The 21,712-nt window shown below is 38.5% G+C and carries 25 protein-coding genes; 13 read left to right on the top strand and 12 right to left on the bottom strand.

All coding sequences use genetic code 11. The features are described from left to right. Nucleotides 1-9: 9 nt before the first annotated feature. Both P8O16_RS01355 and wecB read right to left on the bottom strand, forming a co-directional pair. Complete coding sequence (locus tag P8O16_RS01355) at nucleotides 10-492, bottom strand: cupin domain-containing protein (protein ID WP_300310083.1); 483 nt, start codon at nucleotides 490-492, stop codon at nucleotides 10-12. Between the two features lie 6 nt (nucleotides 493-498). After that, nucleotides 499-1,593, bottom strand: a complete 1,095-nt coding sequence (wecB, locus tag P8O16_RS01350; RefSeq protein WP_300310081.1) for a non-hydrolyzing UDP-N-acetylglucosamine 2-epimerase — start codon at nucleotides 1,591-1,593, stop codon at nucleotides 499-501. Between the two features lie 135 nt (nucleotides 1,594-1,728). On the opposite strand from wecB, the gene P8O16_RS01345 reads away from it, so the two are divergent. The 3 genes from P8O16_RS01345 to P8O16_RS01335 are packed head-to-tail and all read left to right on the top strand — an operon-like array spanning nucleotide 1,729 to nucleotide 4,621. After that, nucleotides 1,729-2,394 (top strand): hypothetical protein, encoded by a 666-nt coding sequence (locus P8O16_RS01345; protein ID WP_300310079.1) that lies wholly within the window; start codon nucleotides 1,729-1,731, stop codon nucleotides 2,392-2,394. Beyond that, complete coding sequence (locus P8O16_RS01340; RefSeq protein ID WP_367182790.1) at nucleotides 2,391-4,094, top strand: capsule assembly Wzi family protein; 1,704 nt, start codon at nucleotides 2,391-2,393, stop codon at nucleotides 4,092-4,094. The genes P8O16_RS01345 and P8O16_RS01340 overlap by 4 nt, the downstream gene beginning before the upstream one ends. A 14-nt stretch (nucleotides 4,095-4,108) precedes the next feature. Continuing rightward, nucleotides 4,109-4,621, top strand: a complete 513-nt coding sequence (locus tag P8O16_RS01335) for an FKBP-type peptidyl-prolyl cis-trans isomerase (protein WP_300310077.1) — start codon at nucleotides 4,109-4,111, stop codon at nucleotides 4,619-4,621. A gap of 238 nt (nucleotides 4,622-4,859) precedes the next feature. Here the strand turns inward: P8O16_RS01335 and P8O16_RS01330 are convergent, their stop codons facing one another. Together P8O16_RS01330 and rlmH are read right to left on the bottom strand one after the other, a co-directional pair. Further along, nucleotides 4,860-5,687, bottom strand: coding sequence for a hypothetical protein (locus P8O16_RS01330; RefSeq protein ID WP_300310075.1), 828 nt, complete (start codon nucleotides 5,685-5,687; stop codon nucleotides 4,860-4,862). A gap of 99 nt (nucleotides 5,688-5,786) precedes the next feature. Further along, nucleotides 5,787-6,260, bottom strand: a complete 474-nt coding sequence (gene rlmH, locus P8O16_RS01325) for a 23S rRNA (pseudouridine(1915)-N(3))-methyltransferase RlmH (RefSeq protein WP_300310073.1) — start codon at nucleotides 6,258-6,260, stop codon at nucleotides 5,787-5,789. Nucleotides 6,261-6,443: 183 nt separating this feature from the next. Between rlmH and P8O16_RS01320 the strand changes: the two genes are divergently transcribed. After that, the gene (locus P8O16_RS01320) at nucleotides 6,444-6,944 is read left to right on the top strand and encodes a fasciclin domain-containing protein (protein ID WP_300310071.1); all 501 of its coding nucleotides are present in this window, start codon (nucleotides 6,444-6,446) and stop codon (nucleotides 6,942-6,944) included. A gap of 48 nt (nucleotides 6,945-6,992) precedes the next feature. Here P8O16_RS01320 and P8O16_RS01315 read toward each other — a convergent pair whose 3' ends face one another. Then, entirely contained in the window at nucleotides 6,993-7,466 is a 474-nt protein-coding gene (locus tag P8O16_RS01315; protein ID WP_075348972.1) for a YcxB family protein, read from the bottom strand. 150 nt (nucleotides 7,467-7,616) lie between these two features. Between P8O16_RS01315 and P8O16_RS01310 the strand changes: the two genes are divergently transcribed. Further along, nucleotides 7,617-7,847 (top strand): hypothetical protein, encoded by a 231-nt coding sequence (locus P8O16_RS01310; protein ID WP_300310068.1) that lies wholly within the window; start codon nucleotides 7,617-7,619, stop codon nucleotides 7,845-7,847. On the opposite strand, the gene P8O16_RS01305 is transcribed toward P8O16_RS01310, so the two are convergent. Next, entirely contained in the window at nucleotides 7,844-8,251 is a 408-nt protein-coding gene (locus P8O16_RS01305; RefSeq protein ID WP_300310066.1) for a Fur family transcriptional regulator, read from the bottom strand. The genes P8O16_RS01310 and P8O16_RS01305 overlap by 4 nt on opposite strands. A 92-nt stretch (nucleotides 8,252-8,343) precedes the next feature. After that, nucleotides 8,344-10,878, bottom strand: a complete 2,535-nt coding sequence (locus P8O16_RS01300; RefSeq protein ID WP_300310064.1) for a zinc-dependent metalloprotease — start codon at nucleotides 10,876-10,878, stop codon at nucleotides 8,344-8,346. Nucleotides 10,879-10,987: 109 nt separating this feature from the next. Between P8O16_RS01300 and P8O16_RS01295 the strand changes: the two genes are divergently transcribed. Continuing rightward, entirely contained in the window at nucleotides 10,988-12,094 is a 1,107-nt protein-coding gene (locus P8O16_RS01295; RefSeq protein WP_300310062.1) for an NAD(P)/FAD-dependent oxidoreductase, read from the top strand. Here the strand turns inward: P8O16_RS01295 and P8O16_RS01290 are convergent. Further along, the gene (locus P8O16_RS01290) at nucleotides 12,091-12,987 is read right to left on the bottom strand and encodes a UbiA family prenyltransferase (RefSeq protein WP_300310060.1); all 897 of its coding nucleotides are present in this window, start codon (nucleotides 12,985-12,987) and stop codon (nucleotides 12,091-12,093) included. The genes P8O16_RS01295 and P8O16_RS01290 overlap by 4 nt on opposite strands. A 92-nt stretch (nucleotides 12,988-13,079) precedes the next feature. On the opposite strand from P8O16_RS01290, the gene P8O16_RS01285 reads away from it, so the two are divergent. From P8O16_RS01285 to P8O16_RS01275, 3 genes are read left to right on the top strand one after another with little or no spacing between them, the layout of a single operon-like run. Beyond that, nucleotides 13,080-14,159: a type III polyketide synthase gene (locus P8O16_RS01285; RefSeq protein WP_300310058.1), complete on the top strand. Its 1,080-nt coding sequence runs from the start codon at nucleotides 13,080-13,082 to the stop codon at nucleotides 14,157-14,159. Then, nucleotides 14,156-14,860 (top strand): methyltransferase domain-containing protein, encoded by a 705-nt coding sequence (locus tag P8O16_RS01280; RefSeq protein WP_300310056.1) that lies wholly within the window; start codon nucleotides 14,156-14,158, stop codon nucleotides 14,858-14,860. Before P8O16_RS01285 ends, P8O16_RS01280 begins: the two co-directional genes overlap by 4 nt. A 26-nt stretch (nucleotides 14,861-14,886) precedes the next feature. Next, on the top strand, nucleotides 14,887-15,711 hold the full coding sequence (locus P8O16_RS01275; protein WP_300310054.1) for a mechanosensitive ion channel family protein: 825 nt from the start codon (nucleotides 14,887-14,889) through the stop codon (nucleotides 15,709-15,711). A gap of 31 nt (nucleotides 15,712-15,742) precedes the next feature. Here P8O16_RS01275 and P8O16_RS01270 read toward each other — a convergent pair whose 3' ends face one another. The 3 genes from P8O16_RS01270 to P8O16_RS01260 are packed head-to-tail and all read right to left on the bottom strand — an operon-like array spanning nucleotide 15,743 to nucleotide 17,514. Then, nucleotides 15,743-16,420 (bottom strand): nitroreductase family protein, encoded by a 678-nt coding sequence (locus P8O16_RS01270; RefSeq protein ID WP_300310052.1) that lies wholly within the window; start codon nucleotides 16,418-16,420, stop codon nucleotides 15,743-15,745. Nucleotides 16,421-16,472: 52 nt separating this feature from the next. Continuing rightward, a complete protein-coding gene (locus P8O16_RS01265) occupies nucleotides 16,473-17,306 on the bottom strand; it encodes a hypothetical protein (protein ID WP_300310050.1) in 834 nt (277 codons plus the stop codon). 40 nt (nucleotides 17,307-17,346) lie between these two features. Further along, nucleotides 17,347-17,514 (bottom strand): hypothetical protein, encoded by a 168-nt coding sequence (locus P8O16_RS01260; protein ID WP_300310048.1) that lies wholly within the window; start codon nucleotides 17,512-17,514, stop codon nucleotides 17,347-17,349. Between the two features lie 18 nt (nucleotides 17,515-17,532). Here P8O16_RS01260 and P8O16_RS01255 point away from each other — a divergent pair, with 18 nt between their 5' ends. The 4 genes from P8O16_RS01255 to P8O16_RS01240 are packed head-to-tail and all read left to right on the top strand — an operon-like array spanning nucleotide 17,533 to nucleotide 21,250. Continuing rightward, entirely contained in the window at nucleotides 17,533-19,389 is a 1,857-nt protein-coding gene (locus tag P8O16_RS01255) for a DNA mismatch repair protein (protein ID WP_300310046.1), read from the top strand. Between the two features lie 52 nt (nucleotides 19,390-19,441). Further along, nucleotides 19,442-20,581, top strand: a complete 1,140-nt coding sequence (locus tag P8O16_RS01250; protein WP_300310044.1) for a 5-(carboxyamino)imidazole ribonucleotide synthase — start codon at nucleotides 19,442-19,444, stop codon at nucleotides 20,579-20,581. Next, a complete protein-coding gene (gene purE / locus P8O16_RS01245) occupies nucleotides 20,578-21,093 on the top strand; it encodes a 5-(carboxyamino)imidazole ribonucleotide mutase (protein WP_300310042.1) in 516 nt (171 codons plus the stop codon). Before P8O16_RS01250 ends, purE begins: the two co-directional genes overlap by 4 nt. Nucleotides 21,094-21,100: 7 nt before the next feature. Further along, the gene (locus tag P8O16_RS01240; protein WP_300310040.1) at nucleotides 21,101-21,250 is read left to right on the top strand and encodes a hypothetical protein; all 150 of its coding nucleotides are present in this window, start codon (nucleotides 21,101-21,103) and stop codon (nucleotides 21,248-21,250) included. On the opposite strand, the gene P8O16_RS01235 is transcribed toward P8O16_RS01240, so the two are convergent. Next, complete coding sequence (locus P8O16_RS01235) at nucleotides 21,247-21,711, bottom strand: hypothetical protein (RefSeq protein WP_300310039.1); 465 nt, start codon at nucleotides 21,709-21,711, stop codon at nucleotides 21,247-21,249. The two genes, P8O16_RS01240 and P8O16_RS01235, sit on opposite strands and share 4 nt — an antisense overlap. Nucleotide 21,712 lies beyond the last annotated feature (1 nt).

The following is a 21,712-nucleotide window of genomic DNA, read 5'->3' as shown; positions in this document are numbered from 1 at the left end:
GAGCTTTTTTTATGTCAATTGGGTAATGATCTCTGAATGATTGGGGAAATCATGGAGTAACTCTTCCTCTGTGAAAAGTTTAAAATCCTTGAAATCAAATCCTGGTGAGACTACACAGGAAACCAGAGCATAGCCATGCTTCTCTTCAATACTACTTCCAAAAATCGTATTTGCCGGCACAAAATGATAAGGTTTGGATTTTTGGGAAAGCAAACCAAGCTCTAATTTTTCATGGCCCTGATTGTTTAGCAAGTGAATTGTCAAACAATTTCCTTCATGAAAATACCAATGCTCGTCGCTCTTAATCCTGTGAAACCTACTCACATGATCAGATGTCAATAAAAAGTAGATGGAGGTCGTCAGGTTTCTATCCCCGTCCATAGTGAGTACGGATTGCGGAGAGCGGTAAGTTTCTTTATAAAACCCACCCTCAGGATGTGGCAATAGCTCAAGATTTTTTACAAGGAAATTGACTCGATCCCCGTTTCTCATGCTAGATCAGGAATAAGATTCAATCAAAATATCCACGATTCGCTCAGCCGTTTTCCCATCCCACATTGGAATTCCTTGATATTGCTTCCAAGTACCCGCCATGATTTTTTCGAGGTAGGGTTTAAGCTTAGTAGGATCAGTTCCAGCGAGCTCATTTGTGCCCAAGTGTATGGTTTCAGCTCTTTCTGTATTGTCTCGAAGGGTGACACAAGGGACATTCATCACTGACGCCTCTTCAGTAATTCCTCCCGAATCGGTGATCACACCTTTTGCATTTTTCACTAGGTAATTGAACTCCAAATAGCCCAAAGGATCGCTCATAAGTAGATTTGGAGCATCTATACCAAGGGATTGTAGATTTTTAGCTGTTCTTGGGTGAACAGGGAAAATAATTGGGAGACCTTTAGTTCCTTCTAAAATTGCATCAATCATAGCCTTAAGCTTATGCTCTTGATCCACATTTGCGGGTCGATGCATGGTCATTACGAAGTATTTTCCTGGTTCTAGATTTTCAAAGATTTCACCTTCAGGCTTTTGAAATCTTGGCATCTGAGCCATCAACGTGTCAATCATTGTATTTCCTACATAGTGGATTTTCTCCTCTGCAAAACCACTTTTTCTCAAGTTGGTATTCGCGATTTCTGAGGTAGTGAAAAAATGATCTGTAATGCTATCTGTTACCATTCTGTTGATCTCTTCAGGCATGGTCAAGTCTCCGGAGCGAATTCCTCCTTCCACATGGGCAACATCGATTTGAAGCTTTTTTGCTGCTATAGAACAAGCTAAAGTGCTAGTGACATCACCTACAACGAGCACAATGTCAGGGCGATTTACCAGAAGCTCTTTTTCGAAAGCAACCATAATGGCAGCAGTTTGCTCTGCTTGAGTACCACCACCACCACCAAGATTTGCATCTGGTTCAGGAATATTAAGTTGTTCAAAGAAGTCTCCAGACATCTTTTTATCATAATGCTGTCCGGTGTGTACAAGTCGAAAGTTTACATCAAACCCCTCTTTTTGTTTTTTCTGAAGTTGGTGAATGATGGGCGCAATTTTCATGAAATTTGGTCGTGCACCGGCGACGATAGTAAAAATAGCCATGTAAATTCTGTTAGTAAGGTAAAAGTAACAAATTAAATTTTGGACTCTGTCCAATTTGCTCCCTTTTGTTTATTCTCTTTTGGATGGTTTTTCGTTATTTTGCAGTTATTCTTTTCCTAAATAGACAAAAAATAAATGGGTCTTAATAGTTGGCAGCGTGGAAGGACAGCCCTTGTTTTAATAATTTCATTTTTTGCTTTGTTATCTTGTACAGATACCCTTGAATCTGAACGAGTCGTGTATTCTAATGATTTTTCCACACTTGATTTGGCTGGGTTCGAAAATGGAAAGCTTTTTGTATTCCAGAACGACACGGTGGCAGGTTTTTATCATAATGAGGAAATAGCAGTTAATCTAGACGACCTTCCTTCTCACAATTTATTAAAAATTACGCTCGATATTCTGATTCACGATAGCTGGGATGGGAATCCTAATGATGGAATCGGAGGACCTGATTATTGGTTTTTTGGAATAGATAATGAAGAAGTTTTCCGAACTACCTTTTCAAATTCTCCTTGCGAATCCACATACTGCTTGTATCAATCTTATCCTGATACATATTTTAGACAAAATAGACCGAAGACTGATGCGGTGAAGACCAATATGCCAGGATTGTGTCTTTTTGGCGCTTTTCAAAATTATACTACCCGGTATAGCATTTCTAAAATCGTAGAACATCAGAACTCGAATGTGAGAATATACATGAATTCAGATCTTTCGGCTACGAACTCACCCGATCCCGTTTGCGATGAATCTTGGTCTTTGGCAGGTATCACCGTTGAAGCTTTAATTTTGAAATGATGAATAGAAATAAGGTATTTAGTCTATTCCTCCTTGCATTTTTAATGTTTGGACTTCTTCCGAAAGGGTTTTCGCAGACCATTTCCTTGGGTACTCCAGTTTTGGATGACTACCTCCGACGAGCGCAACTTTTAGGAAATATTGACTCTGCATCTTCTTTTATGATAAGGCCGCTTTATCCTGTGGATGCATTTGGGTTCAAAAATGGCTTTGATTTAGACAGTTCAATAGTAGACTTTGATAATTCAGTATTCCACAGAAGACTTGGCCCAGAAGGTCAAGTTAAATTCTTAACGATGCCGGCAACCTATCGTTTGCAATACAATTCTAATTATGCTTTCGGGGTTAATGACGGGGCATTTATTCCAAATCGAGGTTTTCAAAATATAATTAGTGCAGGTGCATATGCAGAATACAAAGGTTTCAGTCTTCAGCTCCAGCCGGAGCTGTTAATGGCTCAAAACAAGGATTACCTAGGATTCCCTATTGAGCACCAAGCCACGATTCTTTTCTATTATGAGTATATGAATCGTATCGATACACCGGAACGATTTGGGACGGGAGCCTACAACAAATTATTTCTGGGTCAGTCAAGTTTACGGTATAATTTCAAAGAGTATTCAGTTGGAATTTCTACAGAAAACCTGTGGTGGGGTCCGGGCAGACGCAATTCACTATTATTGGGTAATAATGCACCAGGATTCCTACATTTCACGGCTAATACCAGAAAACCAGTAGAAACAAAAATCGGGTCATTTGAAGGTCAAATAATTGCTGGGTTTTTGAAGTCTAGTAAGTATTTGCCCCCATGGCCTGATTATACCATCCAGGAGAATCCTGCCTACATTCCAAAACAAGCTAATGGAAATAGATTTCTTTCTGGGATAGTATTTACCTATCAGCCTAAGTGGGTACCGGGACTCTTTCTGGGATACGGCTCCACCAACCATCTTTATCGAGATGATATCACTGATTTTGCTGATGTACTCCCGATCTTTAATGGCCGAAAAGGATCAGAAAACATATATGATCCTATTCGTGACAAGCGACAACAATTCAGTTCCGGGTATTTCAGATGGCTAAGCCCAGAAGGTCACTTTGAATTTTATGGTGAATACGGAACTCGTGGAAACAACAGGAGATTGGGTGATTTCATAATTACTCCGGAATCCGGAAGAGGATTTACATTCGGGTTTTCCCATTTGATGGATTTGAATAAACCAGGTCACTATTTCCAGATTAGTTCCGAGATGACTCAGACCGGACAGACTATAAGAGATGATATCAGAAGCTTGAAGACTTGGTACATTCATGATCATGTCCGTCATGGTTATACTCATAACGGGCAGGTGCTAGGTGTAGGAAATGGACCTGCAAGTAATCAGATTTTTGTGGAATTTGCCTGGGTTCACAAGATGAATCGAATCGGTTTTCAAGTGGAGCGAATCGTCTATAATCTTGATTTTTATTATTATAGATATGAAGCCTCTAAGGACTTTAGAAACAAATATGTTGATCTAGTTCCTTCATTTATAGCAGATTGGCAATTTGGTAACATCTTGGTAAATGCGAGAATGCAATATGTCAATACTCTGAACTACATGTGGTTTTTGGAAAACCAACCTGATCAATATTTTGTACCAGGCTATGATAGGAAAAATTTTGTAGGTCAAGTAGGGCTAACCTATTTATTCAAATAACTCTTCATTAGACTATGATAGTAGAAAAACACAAGGTTGTATCCATTTGCTATGACCTTAAAGTTGATAATGGTGAAACAGGGATGCAGCCTTGGGAAAATGTGCCTGAGAATGCTCCTTTCATGTTTTTAATTGGAACAGATTCAGTTTTCCCAAAATTCGAAGAAGCCTTGATAGGAAAATCAGCGGGCGATTCCTTTTCCGTTTTTATTGATTTTGAAAATGCTTATGGAGATTACTATGAGGAGCGGAAGACAATTATTCCAAAGTCTAATTTTAAGCAAGAGGGAAAGAAAAATCAGGATCTTCTGAAAGTAGGCAAAGTAATTCCAATGCAGGACGATAAAGGCAATCAGATCAAAGGAGAGATCACTAAAATCGATTATTTGGGTGTTCATATGGACTTTAATCCTCCTTTAGCAGGGTATGATCTATCCTTTGAAGGAAAAATTGTTGCCGTAAGAGATGCTGATCCTGAAGAGATTTCTCACGGGCATGTTCATGGTCCAGGAGGACATCATCACTAATTCCAATCTAATGCCCTACCTCAAATAGGGCATTTGTCGTATAGCGAAAATATGTATTGAGATCTACTTTTGGAGAGCCTGGCTTAAACTGGTTATCCAATTGGAGATAACTGCTTAGCTGATGTCAGTAATATTTTCTTGATTGTTGGATCTTAAATTTTTTGGTGAGCAAATACTTGTCTATTGGGTGATTGAACAAGTGACTTTAAAGACTCTCAGAGATGAGAGTCATTTTTTTTTATTTTATGTCTTTGCCAAATGTTTTATAAGCTTGCTCAATCGCAAGAGATTTTAATCCTTCTATGCGGGGAGATGGGTACAAGGCCAAAGCTTTGTTTAATTGTAAAGATGCATCAGAAAAATATTGCTCATTAAAATGTAGTATCGCGTCATTGTAATATTGAAGACCAGCTAACTGGATCAATGACACTTTTCTAAAAATAGATCTATCTTCCAAAACCCTGTTAGGATCGCCAAGTCGTTGATTTAGATTATAAAACGGAGTATTATTAGTAGGCTTGTAGGATTCCAGATATGCGATAACTTGGCTATGTGAGGTGATCATTCCTCCAACCGGAAGTGTGCTTTCGTAAATGATGTTTCTACCATCAAAATCAATCACTATGAACACATGGTAATCGGTCTCGATAATTTCAAAATTAAATCCATATCGCTCAAGCAATAGACCCAATGCCGCTGAACCACTTACGCAGTCAAATTTTCCTTCAGACAACATTGCATTAAAAGATGAGTGCTGCTCATATTTTTTGAAAAGATCCCGATGTGATTTTTCAAAAATACTTCTGAGTAGGGCAAGGGAATTTCCTTTTTTGTTGTGCTTTTTGTCTAATTCCTGTGTTAGGTTTACCCATTTTTCATCCGAAGGGTCAATTTCAGCATGCACCGCTCTGAATAGATTATAAGGTGATTCTTGACCTTTTTTCCAATGCTTTTCCTCTGATACTGATTCAAACTTAATCTCCTCTAGCTGATCCACTACTTCCTGGGCAAAGGAAATGATCCCCTGCAGAAGTAAAATGAATGTAAAGAGAAGCGCTTTTTTCATGAATGGATAAATCCTTTGTTACCAAATTAATTTAAAATTAACAAATCAGTAACATTGAAACAAATATTTATCCAAAACTTAACATTGAGATAATTCTATTTATTCATGATGATAAGGTTCATTTCGAAGAATTGTAAATGCCCTGTATAGTTGTTCAACAAAAAATGGTCTGATCATCTGGTGCGAAAAAGTCATTTTAGAAATTGATAATTTGCCATTAGATCTTCCATAAACAGCCTCAGAAAAGCCGTATGGGCCACCAATTACAAAAATGAGCTGTTTCAGACCTGAGTTCATTTTCTTTTGAAGAAGGTTTGAAAAGTCGATGGATGAATAACTTTTGCCGTGCTCATCTAATAAAATGAGATCGTCTGAGGGAGAAATTTTTTTTAGAATTAATTCTCCTTCTTTTTCCTTTTGAAGTGATTCTGAAAGAGTTTTGGTGTTTTTAAGGTCTGGTATTATCTCCAACTCAAATCGAATATAATGACCCAACCTAGACTCATATTCTTTTATTAATTGAATGACCGAGGGGTGGTCTGTCTTACCTACAGCTATCAATTTGATTTGCATTTGGGATGATTTTTCTGGAAGGATATACTTTTTTGTGATTGAAGATAATGAGTATTCTTCCGCTTAACCAAGTTAAAAGCCGTTGTACATAAAATCCCCTTCAATTTTATGACTTAACAAATCCTTGAAAAACAATTATTTAAACAAGGTGTTAGTATTCCCTAACCAAAACTATTTTCTATCATGAAAAAATTCACAAGCATAATGATGATTGCATTGCTAGTTTTTGCATCATCATTTACCCCAAAAAATGATTCTGTTCACGAAGTAGAAGCAGACATCGTTGATCTTGCAGTTGCAACTGATTTCCTTTCTACTCTAGTAGCTGCTGTAAAAGCAGGAGATTTAGTAGACGTATTGAAGGGAGATGGTCCATTTACAGTTTTTGCTCCAACCAATGAAGCTTTTGCAAAACTTCCAGCAGGTACTGTTGAGAATTTATTGAAGCCAGAGAATAAGGCAAAATTGGTAGCTGTATTGACTTACCATGTTGTTCCAGGTAAAATTCTTTCAACAGATCTAAAGAATGGTCAAAAAGCTACAACAGTACAAGGAAGTGAGATCACAGTAACATTGAAAGATGGAAAAGCTATGATCAACAATGCTACTGTAACTGCAGCAGATATTATGGCTGATAATGGTGTCGTTCACGTAATCGATACAGTTATCCTACCTCCAATGTAATTCGAATTACAATTTAAAAAGAGAGGGCTGCCGATTGGCAGCCCTTTTTCATTTTATAAATTCTTTTCTACGAAGAATCGTCTCCATGAATTTTCGCTCATTGTCCGAATTGAATATTCTAAAAGGAAGGTGGATAAATTGTGCTTTGGAAAGGTATAATACAAAGGCATCTTTGGTCACCTCTACCTTTTTAATCATATTCCATTGAACGGGCATTCCTTGCTTGGTATTGATTTTCATTAATATCTGGCGACTGTCGATTTCATAAGCCATTTTTTCAAAAATCACTTTGTTTTGCTCCATCTGTGTGACTCCGGTAAATTGGATAGCCCAAAAAAGGACATAAAGTCCATAGGCGATCAATGCACCAATAAACCACCAAATAGAAGGAATCCAGAAGTAACCTAAACAAATCGATAAAGCGATTGGTATTACCCACCATTGCTCTTTGATAATGCTGATCAGCCCCATCTTAATGTAAGTACCTGACTCTAATTTATATTTCTTAGTTTTTACAATCATTACTTTAAATTTTCAGACCGCAAATATCCACCTATCCTTGGGATTTAGCAAGCCGAAATAAATCATAAAAGAATCACCAGATTAAAAACATTTCGCATAATGCATTGATTTAAAAGTAGTATTCAATTATATTATCATAAAATTTTTAGTATGAGCAGTTTGGTGATTGATTTGATTCTTTGTGGCTTGGCATACATTATTCTAATTTATTTTGTAGCCACCATGTCGAAAAATTCCTTTCGTAAAGGGAATAACAGAAATGATGATGGTGATGGAGGGGTTGATAATATCACTCCACCAAAGATAGATTTGCCTCCAGGGGTAATTTGGCCATCAGATAGTCCTGTTAAAACTAATTCTCCGGAGCCGGTTGAATTTTAGTGACACTTATCGCAAATACCTTGTACCAGTAAGCTCATTTCTCGTTTTTTAAACCCGGAGGGTAATGTGATTTTAGGAAGGGCTATTGAATCAAGGCAGGTTGTTTCACCACATTTTTCACACTTAAAATGCACGTGCTCATGATTGTGGTCTTCTTCCTCATGGGCACACAAGGCATATTTAGTGGCTCCACTGTCATCTAGTACTTTATGAATGAGGTCCTTGTCTAAAAAAGTCTTAAGCGTTCTGTAAATCGTAACTCGATCAAATTGGCTATTTAATCTGTCCTCTAAATCACTGTGTGCTAAAGCAACTTGCTTCTCTAAAAATTCTTGTATGATCTCCAATCTACATTCTGTGATTCTGAGTTTGTGATTTTGTAGTATCGAAAGGGCGTTTGTCATGATTGAAATCTTGCTTAAAAATAAGGAAATTACTTTCTTACAAAAAAAGGGGCGTTTAACAAACGCCCCTTTTTAAATTTATCTTTTCAGATTTATTTTGGGTCCAAAATCGTATTGATTCGCTCCAAAGCATCTTCTAAATGAAGTTTAGACATTTTATCTGAAGTTCTTGGGATCGCAGATCTGATGTTTGCCTGCAAAGTTTTCAATTCCCCTCTTGCCATAGGTCTAATATCAGATTGAGAAGCATTGATTTGTGGTCCTGCAAACCTTCTGAAATTTGCTGGAAGATTAGGCTCACTTCCGGTTAAAAGAAGTTCCAATCTTTCAATATGCGCTCTTTGCAAAGCTCTTCTATGTACATCGATAGTTCTTCCTGAACTCAGTTCTGTCCAGATTCCTTTTCTCAAATCATCAAAAAGCTCAGTCATCTTGTAAGCATCATTATTATTCAATGCTTCATTTTCGATCATTCGTCCAAGTCTTCCCCACTCTAGTATTCCATTTAGAGTTGTCACCTGAATACCTCTGATCCTTTCTAAGGAACCGAAGTCACCGATTCTTGAAATAATTTCTTCATCCATCATCCACTCCGGAGTGGCAAAAAGATTGGTATTTAAGAAGTTCACTGCAGACTTTTGAATGTCTTTTGAAGTATGGATATATACTGGGATATCTTGACCTGATGCACGGTAGATCTCTGCTACTCCACCAACATTGGTTCTTACATGACCCATATATCGATTGAATTGAGTGATTACTTGTCCATACATTTCTTCTAAGTCATCAAAATCCTTGAAAGGCTTATCTTCTTCCTTGGTCCACTCCATTAAGTTTGGCATGATACGCTTCAAGTTTTTGATTCCGTATTCAGAAGCGAGCATAGAATTATCTCCTAAGTCCTCGCTTTGCGCGGTAGGGTCGTAGCTATTTCCCTGACGACCGTATCTATACACAGCATCACCTTGTTTTTCCATGATCCATTTATCCAATGTAGCTTGCTCATCCTCTGGGCTTTTAGCTCCTGGAATTGGTCTATAACCCCACATTACGGCATACTTATCATATGGACCCACATTCGGCATCAAGCTCACACCTTTATCTTCAGGCTGCGCTACATAGTTGAATCTGGCATAATCCATAATTGAAGGAGCAGTACCCATCTCTGCTGTAAAGGCTGCATCCCGAAGCTTTTCTACTGGATAAGCATGAGAAGAAGCAAAATTGTGAGGAAGTCCAAGTGTGTGACCAACTTCATGGGAGGATACGAAGCGGATTAATCTACCCATAACCTCATCGTCGAAGTTAACACCTCTAGCATCTGGGTTGATCGCTGCAGTCTGGATAAAGAACCAGTTTCTAAGCAGATTCATTACGTTATGGTACCATCCAATATCAGACTCTAGGATCTCTCCAGATCTAGGATCGGAAACGTGTGGTCCATAAGCATTCTGAATATCTGAAGCGAAATAACGGATCACAGAATAACGTGCATCTTCCGCGCTCCAAGTAGGATCTTCATCTTTTGTCGGAGCTTCTTTGGCGATAATAGCATTTTTGAAACCAGCGGCTTCAAATGCCACCTGCCAATCTTCAACCCCTGCGATAAGGTGAGGAACCCACTGCTTCGGAGTTGCGGGATCAATGTAATACACGATCTGCTTCTTTGGTTCTACCAATTCTCCCCGCTTGAATTTCTCCATATCCTCTTCCTTCACCTCAAGTCTCCATCTGTCAAGATATGTTCTTGAAGCAGCTTTCTGCTGATCGGAACCATAATCAACGATTGATCTGCTAAACCAACCTACACGCTGATCGGAAAGTCGCTGCATCATTGGCTCTTTTGGAAGAAGAAGCATAGAAGAGTTCATTTCCAAGGTGATCAAACCTGTAGAACTGTTGGAAGGTGGATCAGTAGCATTGTACGTCATTACATATCGAGCCTCGATATTCATTGGGTATGTATGGATGTGCGAAATAAAAGATCGATCGCTATCCAATCTGGTCACTTTGTACTGTGTTCTTCTGTTTCGAGGCAATCCTAAAGCTTGAACATCTTTGCTGAATAAATCGGTAGCCTCGATTACAATACCAGTAGAGTCAGTTGATTTGGATTTAATATCAAATTTCTGAAGTATTGGCTCAAGATTAGAGTTTTGAACTGCAATCGCTATAGGAAGTGAATCAGCTGCATAATTATTTACTGAAACCACTTTTAAAAGAATATCATCATTGTTTTTTTCCCAGCGAAGCATAAGGGTATTGGTACGTTCTCCACCATAACCTAAACCATCTGCAGTTTTAGCTATTGTGGTCACCATTAGCATGTCTCGACCTAGTAATGAATCTGGGATTTCGTAAAAGTATTTGCCTTCAATCTCATGGACTTTAAATAATCCATCTTTCGACTTAGCATTTTTTGTAATTACCTCACCGTACGGTTTTGGTCCATTGGTTTTTGCACCGCCATTAGCGGGTCTACTTGGAGCGGCTGTCGCAGCTGGGGTATTCTTGGCATCTTTTTTCTTCTTTTTTTGTGCCAAAGTATCCCCAGAGTAGAACATTACGCCCAAGACTCCTAGGATTAATGTAAATCTCCTAAGTAATTTGGGTAGTGAGTTTCTCATGAATATTTAATTTTTGTTTTGGATAATTAAACAGCCAATTTCAACAAAGGGTAGTTAATGAACCTTCATTTTTGATAGGCGGTTTATTCTTAAAATTAAAGGCAATAGAGTGGTAGATAGGTTTGAAAATTTAATAATAGGAGGAGGTCTTGCGGGGTTGATTGCAGCCAATTTACTTTCAAAGTCCGGTAGACAGGTACTTTTAATTGAGAAAAAAGTGTACCCATTTCATCGTGTTTGCGGGGAATATCTCTCGAATGAAGTTCTTGATTTTTTGAAAAGAGAGGGTTTGCTACCTCCTTTGGACTTACCTCAGATTGATCGTTTTATTTTCTCCGACACTAGGGGTAAAAACACGACTATTCCTTTAGACCTTGGAGGGTTTGGAATCAGTAGGTATGTCTTAGATGATTTTTTATACCAAAGGGCTTTAGAAAATGGTGCAGAAATCTGGACTGGAAATCAGGTAGAAAACATATCCTTCAATCAGGTGGATTTTACTTTGGAATTGGCAGATGGTAAAGTCTTGACAGCAACTAATGTGATAGGCGCTTTTGGAAAAAGATCAAAACTTGATAAAGTCTTAAATCGGGATTTTATAAAAAAACGTAGCCCCTATATTGGTGTTAAATACCACGTAAAAACAGAAATAGACCGAAATACTGTTGCGCTTCATAATTTCACAGGAGGTTATTGCGGTGTAAATGCCATAGAAGAAAATAAAGTAAATCTATGTTATCTAGGCAGCAGGGATCAGCTTAGATCTATGGGTTCCATTGAAGAAATGGAACAACAAATTTTATACAAAAACCCCCATTTAAAACGGATTTTTTCTGAAAGTGAATTCCTTTTTGATAAACCTGAGGTGATTAATGAAATCAACTTTGAGGCTAAAATGCCAGTGGAGCAACATATTCTAATGGTTGGAGATTCCGCTGGTTTGATCACACCACTTTGTGGAAATGGAATGGCAATGGCTATTCAAGCCGGTAAGTTGGCAGCAGAAGCACTCATTAACTTAAGCGCTAGGGAAGAAATTGAACACTATTATACTTCTAACTGGAAGTTACTTTTTGAAAGAAGATTGATGATTGGCAGAGGCGTTCAGACTCTTTTTGGGTCAAAAAGCGCATCCAGATTTACCCGAAATCTGATAGCCCATGTGCCATTTATGGCAAGGCAGATCATCAAAAATACACATGGAAAGCCTTTTTAATATCCGAATACCTGGAGAATCTGAGTGTTTTCCAAAAAATAGTATATGAAAAATGCATTCAGGACAAGAGCAGAAATGGAATTCATTCCCATGGCCCAATTATAATTTGCATATTTCTCCGGGTTGGTCCGAACAAAGCTGAACCAAAGAAAGAAAAATAAGATAATTGGTGCCATTGCGGATACATAAATCCACATGATGCTGGTTTGATTTCGATCAAGAAAATACCAAACGAACGCAGCTCCTGTCAGTGCAAAAAGAAAGGCCGAAAACGCAAAGGTGCCTTTGATTCCCAATAAAAGGCTCAGGGTTCGGTCGCCTCTTCTTCCATCTTCTCGATGTTGATAGACTTGTGTCAAAGGATAATTTCCCCAAAGCATGAGGCTTGTCAAAACACCAGGGATCATGACGTGAGTTTTAGTGAAAATGTCCCAGCCAAGATCGCTAAGGCCAGCATAGGCCATTGCAAATGTAAAGTAACCCTGAAATAATCCCGCTATAAACCAGCTGAGCCAAGGGTATTTTTTGATTCGAATTGAAGGGTGGGAATAAGCCATGCTTATTAGCCCATAGCAAAATAGCATGCTTGCAAAACTCCAATTGATCAACCCTCCTAGCCCAATTGCGATTGCAAAAAACAACAAGGAAATCCAATATAGATCCTTTGTCACTTTAGGTGGATTCTTTAAGCCTCCTATGCTTTCCTCATCTTTGTCGAAATAGCTATTGTATCCATTACTTGAAGGATATAAAAATAGGTGGAGTGCCAGAAAAACCCATAACAACCTAGCCTCATTCAAGTTAGGCGTAAGTGCTAGTGCAAAAAGAAAAACTGGCATCAAAAACAATGAAAATGGTAGTCTCAGATGCTTTATGGTGGAAGATGATATCATAAGTGTAAGTGAGAACGTCCGATAACCTTATCTGTTTAGGAAGGTTGTGTTTGTATTCCTACAATTTAGAAATATTCATTTAACTTGATATAATGAATTCCAGCATAGTAAGCATAGGACTTGCAAATCCAGGTTCTCCCATTGATCAAAGTACCATTGCCGATTTTATGGAAGCAGCACATCAACTAGATGATTATGAGGCAAGAAAGCTGAAATTTTTGTACAAAAAATCCGGAATTAATTCGCGGTATAGTGTTTTAGAAGATTTTGAAAAAAGAGATTTTAGTGAATATACTTTTTTCCCAAAATCTGAAAATTTGGAGCCATTTCCAGGGACCAAAGCCCGGATGGATTTATTTCAGCGTCATGCTGGAGCACTTTGCGAAGATGCAGTTAAAGATTGTCTTAAGGAAACCGACGTGAAGTTTATAGATATCACGCATTTAATTTTGGTGTCTTGTACCGGTATGGTTGCTCCTGGGATTGAATTGGAGTTGATGCAACGCTTGGAGATGTCAAATACTGTGGAACGCTATTGCATTCATTTCATGGGTTGTTATGCGGCATTTAGTGGATTAAAGCTGGCCGATAAAATAGTTAGAGCAGAGACAGACGCTAAAGTGCTACTAGTGTCAGTGGAGCTTTGTACAATCCATTTTCAAAAAGAATATTCTGAGGATAATTTACTTGCCAACTCACTCTTCGCCGATGGTGCAGCTGCTGCACTGATAGTAAATTCGGACAAAGGGTTAAAATTGAGGTCCTACCTGAGCCAAGTGCTCTGGAAAGGAGAAAATGATATGGCATGGGGAATCGGTGATTTTGGGTTTGAGATGCGGCTCAGCAAATATATTCCCGGTCTGTTAGATGAGGGGATACATTCTTTGAAAGAGGTTTTTGAAAAGAAATTTAACTTGTCCACAATCAAGAACTTTGCAATTCACCCTGGAGGGAAGCAGATTTTGCAAAAAGTCCAACAAGCATTTGGAATCTCCGAAAAGGAAAATCGTCATGCACTTGAAGTTTTGAAGAACTTTGGGAACATGTCTTCAGCTACTATTTTATTTGTGCTCCACCGTTTTCTTCTTGATGATGAAGTGACTGGTGATATTTTGGCTTTGGGATTTGGTCCTGGGTTAACGCTTGAAACGCTACATCTGGAAAAATCATGAGTAAATTCTCCCAAAGAAGCGAGGAAAAGGAGTTAATGGACGATCTCGAATGTTCAGGGGAAGAATTGGTACAAACCTTAAAAGAATTAAAAACCATTAATCGATGGTTAGGCGGAAATCATGTCACAACAAGTGGAATTGCGAAGTTTTTTGATTCCAATCCCAAGGATAAATATTTGATTGCGGATATTGGCTGTGGGGGAGGAGACATGATTCGAGTCATGCATGATTGGGCGATTAATCAGCCCTCTCAGGTGAATTTTATAGGAATTGATGCTAATCCAAATATTATCAAAGAAGCAAAATCTAGGCTCTTCGACCTAAAAAATGTAACTTTAACCGTTCAAAACGTTTTTTCGGATGAATTTCTGAACCAAAAAGTAGATATCACTACTTGCACGCTCTTTACACATCATTTTACAGATCCTGAATTGGTGGATCTTATTAATGCGTTGAAAGTCAAATCTAAAATTGGTCTAGTCATTAATGATTTGCATCGGCATCCCTTTGCCTATTATAGCATTAAATATTTGACCGCGGTTTTCAGCAAATCACCAATGGTGCAGAATGACGCAGCAGTTTCAGTATTAAGGGCATTTTCCAGAAATGATTGGGAGCGAATTTTACGACAAGCCGGAATAAATGATTTTGAATTGACTTGGCACTGGGCCTTTCGTTGGCAAGTGCTTATTAAATCCTAACCAACTAAATCAAACAATTTACATTTATGGAAATTTCTCAGGAAACTACAGATGCTCTAATCTCACAGGGTATTGATTTAGCATATCAAGTTGTTCCATCAATTATTTATGCGATTTTATTTTACCTCATTGGTAAATTCATCATTAAAAAAGTTTTAAAGGGATTAAAAACTTTTCTGGAAAAGAGAGAAGACAGCCCTTCTTTAAATGAGTTTCTCTATTCTTTTTCAAAAGTTATTCTTTATGTGGTGCTTTTTGTTGGAGTGGCGGCGATTATTGGAGTTCCAGTAACCTCTTTCTTAGCCATTTTTGGTGCTGCAGGTCTTGCGATCGGTCTTGCCCTACAAGGCTCTCTTTCTAATTTTGCAGGGGGATTGCTTATCCTAGCTTTCAAGCCATTTAAAGTGGGGGATGTAATCACAGGCCAGGGCCATACTGGAAAAGTTTCCAAAATTCAAATCCTATATACTCACTTGCTGACTTTTGATAATAAAGAGATTATCATTCCCAATGGAAATCTAGCCAACTCCGATGTAATCAACATGAGTACTCAGGATACTCGCCGAGTTGACTATACAGTGGGGGTCGCCTATGGTACTAATATCAAGCAAGCAAGAGAGATTATTTTGGAGATTTTTGAAAAAGATGAAAGAGCTCTAAAAGATCCTGTTCCAGTTGTCTTCTTAAATAATTTTGGAGATAGCTCGCTAGACTTGGTAATTCGGGTCTGGACCAATGCGGATAACCTTTGGCCATTGTATTTTGAGGGTATGGAAGCGATTAACGATGAGTTTGAAAAAAATGGAATTGAAATCCCTTTTCCTCAACGGGTTGTCCATCAAGGAAAATAAAAAGTAAAAGGCGATCAATTGATCGCCTTTTTTAGTATTTGATGAGTATGTCTTTTAATCCTTTTCTCTGGATATCCGGAACATACGTTTCTTCTCTAGCATAACCAACAGGAACCAGTAAAAAGGGTTTTTCATTGGATGGTCTTTCTAATATTTGACTGAGAAAGTTCATTGGACTTGGAGTATGAGTCACTGCTACCAAACCTGCCTGGTGGATGGCTGCGATTAAAAAGCCGCATGCGATTCCAACCGATTCACTGACGTAGTAATGCTGTACCTTTTCTCCATTAACTAGCCCATAGGATTGCTTGAAAACCACAATAAGGTATGGTGCATCTTCTAAAAATGGCTTTTCCCAATTGGTGCCCAAGGGCTTGAGATCGCTCTTCCAATTTTCTGGCATTCTGCTAGAATAGGAAATTTTTTCCTCCTCTTCTGCTGCCTCTCTGATTTTTCGTTTGATTTCCGGATCAGATACCAAACAAAAAGTCCAAGGTTGTTTATGTGCACCAGATGGGGCAGTACTTGCGGTTAGGATAATATTTTCGATTACTTCAAGTGGCACTGGTCTGGTGTCAAACTCACGAACTGTCCTTCGTGAATCCATCAGCATATAGAAATTCTGGGAGTTTTGGATTAGCTCGGCTTTGCTTGGTTGCTTCCGCTCATATCTAATGTGTTCGAATCCTTCAATTAATTTTTTCTCCATAAAAAAACGGCTATTCGTGAAAATAGCCGTTTCAATTTAATTTTCCTTTATTTTAATCTAAAGTGACTTCTTTTGAACCACCTGGGTAAATGATGGTCACCATTTTATCACAAACTCCTGTTCCATAATCCACGGTCACTTCTATCCCTGTAAATAGAAACTGCAAGGTCCCAGTGCCAGGAACCCATACTCCAGTTTCCACGCAAGTTTGTTTTATAATCAATGGATCAATTACAAGGGTGCTGTAAACCACTCCTTCTCTGCTTTTCCCAGTGGCTGTACCGGTAATTGATGCTTCATAACCATCACCTCCCAGTTTAACTACTCGAATTTGGTTACTAGCCACGGTGATGAAAGTATTATCAGGCCAAGTTATTTTTCCGTTTTCTACTTTTACTGCAAGAGAAACAGTCCCTCCGATAAAATCAATTCCCGTATTGGTAATAGTTCGTGTCCCCTCGATTTTTTTGTCATTGACGTGATAGCCATCGAAGGTAGTGATCACTTGTGAACCAGGGAAAAGTAAATTACCTGAGTAAGAAAGAATAATTTTACCTTTTCTGGTGATTCCGTTGCTACTGGTACAGCCCGCTCCAAAATCGATTGTAATTTTTTTTCCGGTCTCATCGAGATTTGCTGTTGCAGAGGCACAAATTTCGGTTAGCGAAACATCCTTGGTTATTCGAGCCCCTAATCCACTGTTGTTAAGAGCTGTAAGGGTGATATTGTCTAGATCTTCGAATGCTTGGGCAATCAGGTAATCGTCATTTACTATAGACAAGTCAGGCTCTTTTAAAATCTCGTCAGAGTCAGAATTACAGGACATCAGGGAAAAAACCAGAAGCGTTAATGCCCCAATTCCATAGGTTGATAAAAGCTTTTTCATAGTTTTGATAGGTTCATTTAAAAATCTGAAGGTAAAGATTTTAATCCTTTTTGGCATTTGAAGAAGATCCTTTTTTCTTTTTACCTCCCACACATCCAATATTTTGTGTCAACGAAACATCCTTTGGGAAAATGCCAAACTCCTGGGTTAAATCCCATTCCTGTATTTCTTCTGATTCAGATTTTGGGGTTTTGATTTCTTTATTCATCGTTTTAGAATATTTTTTTTGAAACGAAAAGTATGCCACAAAGATTTTATTCCTACTGATTTACTTCTACTCTTTTTAGATCTTAGCATAGATCAATTCCTATCTTTGAGGATGAAAGAATTTGATTTCAGCAGTGAACAGCTATCCGATAAATTGAGTAAACTGAAAAGTAAAACAGCCTCACTCTCGATTTTAAGGGTTTTTTCTTTTTTTGGCTTAATTGGCTTTTTCGTTTTAAGTCTTTCTGAAAGTCCAATTTGGTTTATTTTATTTTTTGGGACCGTTGCTGGTTTTGTCTACCTGATTTCTTCTTATAATCAGCTCAAAGATCAAGAAGCTATCTACTCTTCATTGGAGAAAATGAAGGCTAGCCGAGACTTGAGAAAATCCCGGAGTTTGAAATCTTTTGATCCCGGTCTCGAATTCCAAAGCAAATCACATCCTTTTTCAAATGATTTGGATCTTTTCGGCGATCATTCCTTATTTCAATTACTCAACCATACGGTATCTCAAGAGGGAAAATACAAGCTGGCATCACTTCTAAATTCTGATTTTGATCTGAAAAAAACCGCAGCATTTCGAGAAGCGATTGATGAGCTGTCTACAAAACCGGGTTTTCTTCAAGCTATGGAAAGTATTGGGATGTCTTTTTATCGAGATGAAAAATCAATTCATTCTTGGATTAACTGGCTCAAGACGGATGAAGTGGAGAAATCATGGATCAAGCTTTTTGCAGTTCTTGGACCGATAGGAGGGATAATATTGACAGTTCTCGCTAATCTAGGGATGATCCCGGCAGGTTTTTATGGAATTTGGGTTTTGATTGGAATGGGCTTTTTGGGAGTTGTATTTGGATCTTTAAAGAAAGCTGGAGAAGAAATTCCCTCTAGAAATCAACTTAAAACCTTTCGATATTGGTTGTTAGAATTAGAGAAACAGGAATTCAAAAGTGACCTTTTACGAAATTCCTTACCTAGGTCTTCTGACTCCAGTACTAAGCCTTCGATCTTATTAGAAGAACTTGATCGATTGGGCCTTTGGATTCAAAATCGTTTAAATCTTCTTTACATCCCATTAAATCTTTTCTTTTGGACGGATCTTCTACTTTACGTCAGACTGTCAAAGTGGAAGAAAAATCATGGGAAACTTGTATCTGAATTCCCAGAGCAATTAGCTTTTTGGGAAATGTTAATTTCGTTGGGAACATTTCAATATGAGCTCGGTGGAAAAGGGGAGATTATCAATGTGGAAAAAGGAATCAGAGGTTTGGAAATAGCTCACCCCTTACTTAAGCCTGAAATTGCAGTTTCAAATGATTTCAGTCAAGATTCTTCTACCAGTATAATCTTACTGACTGGGTCGAATATGAGTGGCAAGACGACTTTTATGCGGACCCTTGGAATAAATTGTGTCCTAGTGAATCTCGGATTAAGGCCATTTGCAGCGCAATTTGGATTTGGGAATTTCCAGCTTTATACCAGCATGCGAAATACTGATAATCTGGGGGAAAGCGTCAGTTCATTCTATGCCGAACTGAGTCGAATCAAATTGGTGATTGATCGGATTGAAGCAGGAGAAGAAATTTTTTTCCTTTTGGATGAAATCTTGAAAGGCACAAATACTGAAGATCGAATAGCCGGATCAGAAGCTTTGATCAGGCAGGTTGTGGATACAAAAGCTTTAGGAATCATTAGTACGCATGATATAGAATTGGCAGACTTAGAAAATCGGATTTCAAAAGTGAAAAACTTCAGCTTCCACTCCGAGATCCATGATCAATCTATCGATTTTGATTACAAACTCAAGGAAGGAGCTTGCCCAAGTTTCAATGCGCACAAGCTTATGGAATTAATGGGAATCCGTTTTCAGAATTAGCTTTGGTTTTTCCTTAGCTCAGATTGTCTTATTTTTGAAAAACAGTTAAGCAATGCAAACAAATTCACCCATTCTTGGAGTACTAGGTGGAGGTCAGCTAGGCCGGATGCTTATCCAGTCTGCCATCAACTACAATCAAGATATCCACATTTTAGACCCCGATCCCAATGCACCTTGTAAGGACTTAGCACAGGATTTTACTGTGGGTTCTCTAAAGGATTTTGATACAGTTTATGAATTTGGAAGTAAATGCGATGTCATAACTGTAGAGATTGAAAGTGTTAATACAGAGGCGCTTGAAAAATTGGAGCAAGAGGGAAAGCGAGTTTATCCACAGCCTCATATCTTAAGACTAATTCAAGACAAGCGAGCCCAAAAGGAATTCTATAAATCTAATGGAATCCCTACAGCAGAATTCATTTTAACTGCTGATAAAGCTGAAGTTATCCATAATGTAGATTTTTTACCAGCAGTCAATAAACTTGGTAAAGAAGGCTATGATGGACGTGGAGTTCAGGTATTGCGTTCGTCAGCCGATTTGGACAAAGCCTTTGATGCACCTGGTCTATTGGAAAAATTAATTGACTTCGACCGAGAGATCGCAGTTACTGTTGCTCGAAATTCCAATGGAGATTTGGAAGTATATCCGAGTGTAGAGTGTGCATTTCACCCCACTGCCAATTTGGTTGAGTTTCTTTTTGCGCCAGCAGAGATTTCACAAGAAATAGCAGAGCAGGCAAGTGAAATAGCCAAGGCAGTCATCCTAAAATTGGATATGGTGGGAATTTTAGCTGTTGAAATGTTTGTGACCAAAGAAGGTGAAGTTTTGGTAAATGAAATTGCCCCTAGGCCTCACAATAGTGGTCACCATTCGATCGAAGCTAATTTCACTTCTCAATTTGAGCAGCATCTTCGTGCCGTGATGAACTGGCCGCTGGGTAATACAGAATTGAGATGTCCTGCGGCAATGATCAACTTATTAGGCGAAGAAGGATTTACAGGTCCTGTCTTAGTAGAAGGGAAAGAAGAAGCATTGGCAGAAAAAGGAGTTTATATTCACTTGTATGGTAAAAAAATCACCAAACCATTTCGAAAAATGGGACATGTGACTTTGCTGGATGATAATGTGGATAACTTGAAAAAAAGGGCTCAAAGAATTAAAGAACTCATTAAAATCAAATCAACGCTATGAACCCACAGGTAGGAATAATCATGGGAAGTCAGTCTGACCTTCCAATAATGGCAGAAGCTGCAGCATTTTTAGAAGAGTTGGGAGTTGCTTATGAGTTAACAGTAGTTTCAGCCCATCGAACCCCTCAGCGCATGATTGATTACGCCGAATCAGCTCGAGAAAGGGGACTGAAAGTGATTGTAGCAGGTGCAGGAGGAGCGGCACATTTGCCAGGAATGGTTGCTTCTTTAACTAGTCTGCCGGTAATAGGGGTGCCGATCAAGAGTTCCAATTCCATAGACGGTTGGGATAGTATTTTGTCGATTCTGCAAATGCCAAGCGGTATTCCCGTGGCTACAGTTGCCTTGAATGGCGGTAAAAATGCTGGTATTCTAGCTGCTTCAATTGTTGGATCATTTGATGCCGAAGTAGGATCAAAGATGGATGCCTTCAAAAGGACTTTAAAGGAAAAAGTGGAAGAGTCTGCTGCAGCTATAGAATCAAAAGGGTGGAAAGAAATTCTGAAAAAATAGTACCCAAATGATTAATTGGAAAAAACCTATACGCTTTAAGATTGGTGATGTTCCTTGGGAGTTTCCTTTGAATGTCTTACTACTTTTAATCGTGATTACACTTATTCTTATGCTTGGTGGTGCTTATTTGGGATTTCAATTTGGATCCGGGGGTTAGTTTTCAGTGAAAACCCCCCAACCATCATCTGTTTTTTCACTTGGATCTAGACTTTTGATCCATTCAATAAAAAGTTTTCGGTATTCTTCTATAGAGGCTCGAAGTAATTCTAAATGTTCTTCAGCATGGGTTTCTTCCATTGCAAGCTGATAAGTCATCCCGTTCAAGTTTTTTGCATGCACCTTAATAAAAACAGCTTTTTCCATTTTGGAAACAAAATCTGAGGTGGATTCTGCAGCAGCAAATTTGGAACTTATCAACATTGCGTCTTGGAGCATGATGCTTCCATAGAGCTCTCTTCTAGCCTCATCCAAGCTCCCGACCAATGCTCTGGTCAGGGCTAGGATATCTTTGGCTTTTTTCATTAGGGGGTGTTTGTAGATTTTTTCATGCTCTTTTCTGAAGCTACTTTCATCGTCCTCATCCCAGGTATCCTCATCTTCATCAAAATCATCCCACATA

This window comes from Algoriphagus sp. (assembly GCF_029254265.1).
Taxonomy (GTDB): Bacteria; Bacteroidota; Bacteroidia; order Cytophagales; family Cyclobacteriaceae; genus Algoriphagus.
This window is presented reverse-complemented; position numbering and strand designations above follow the sequence as displayed.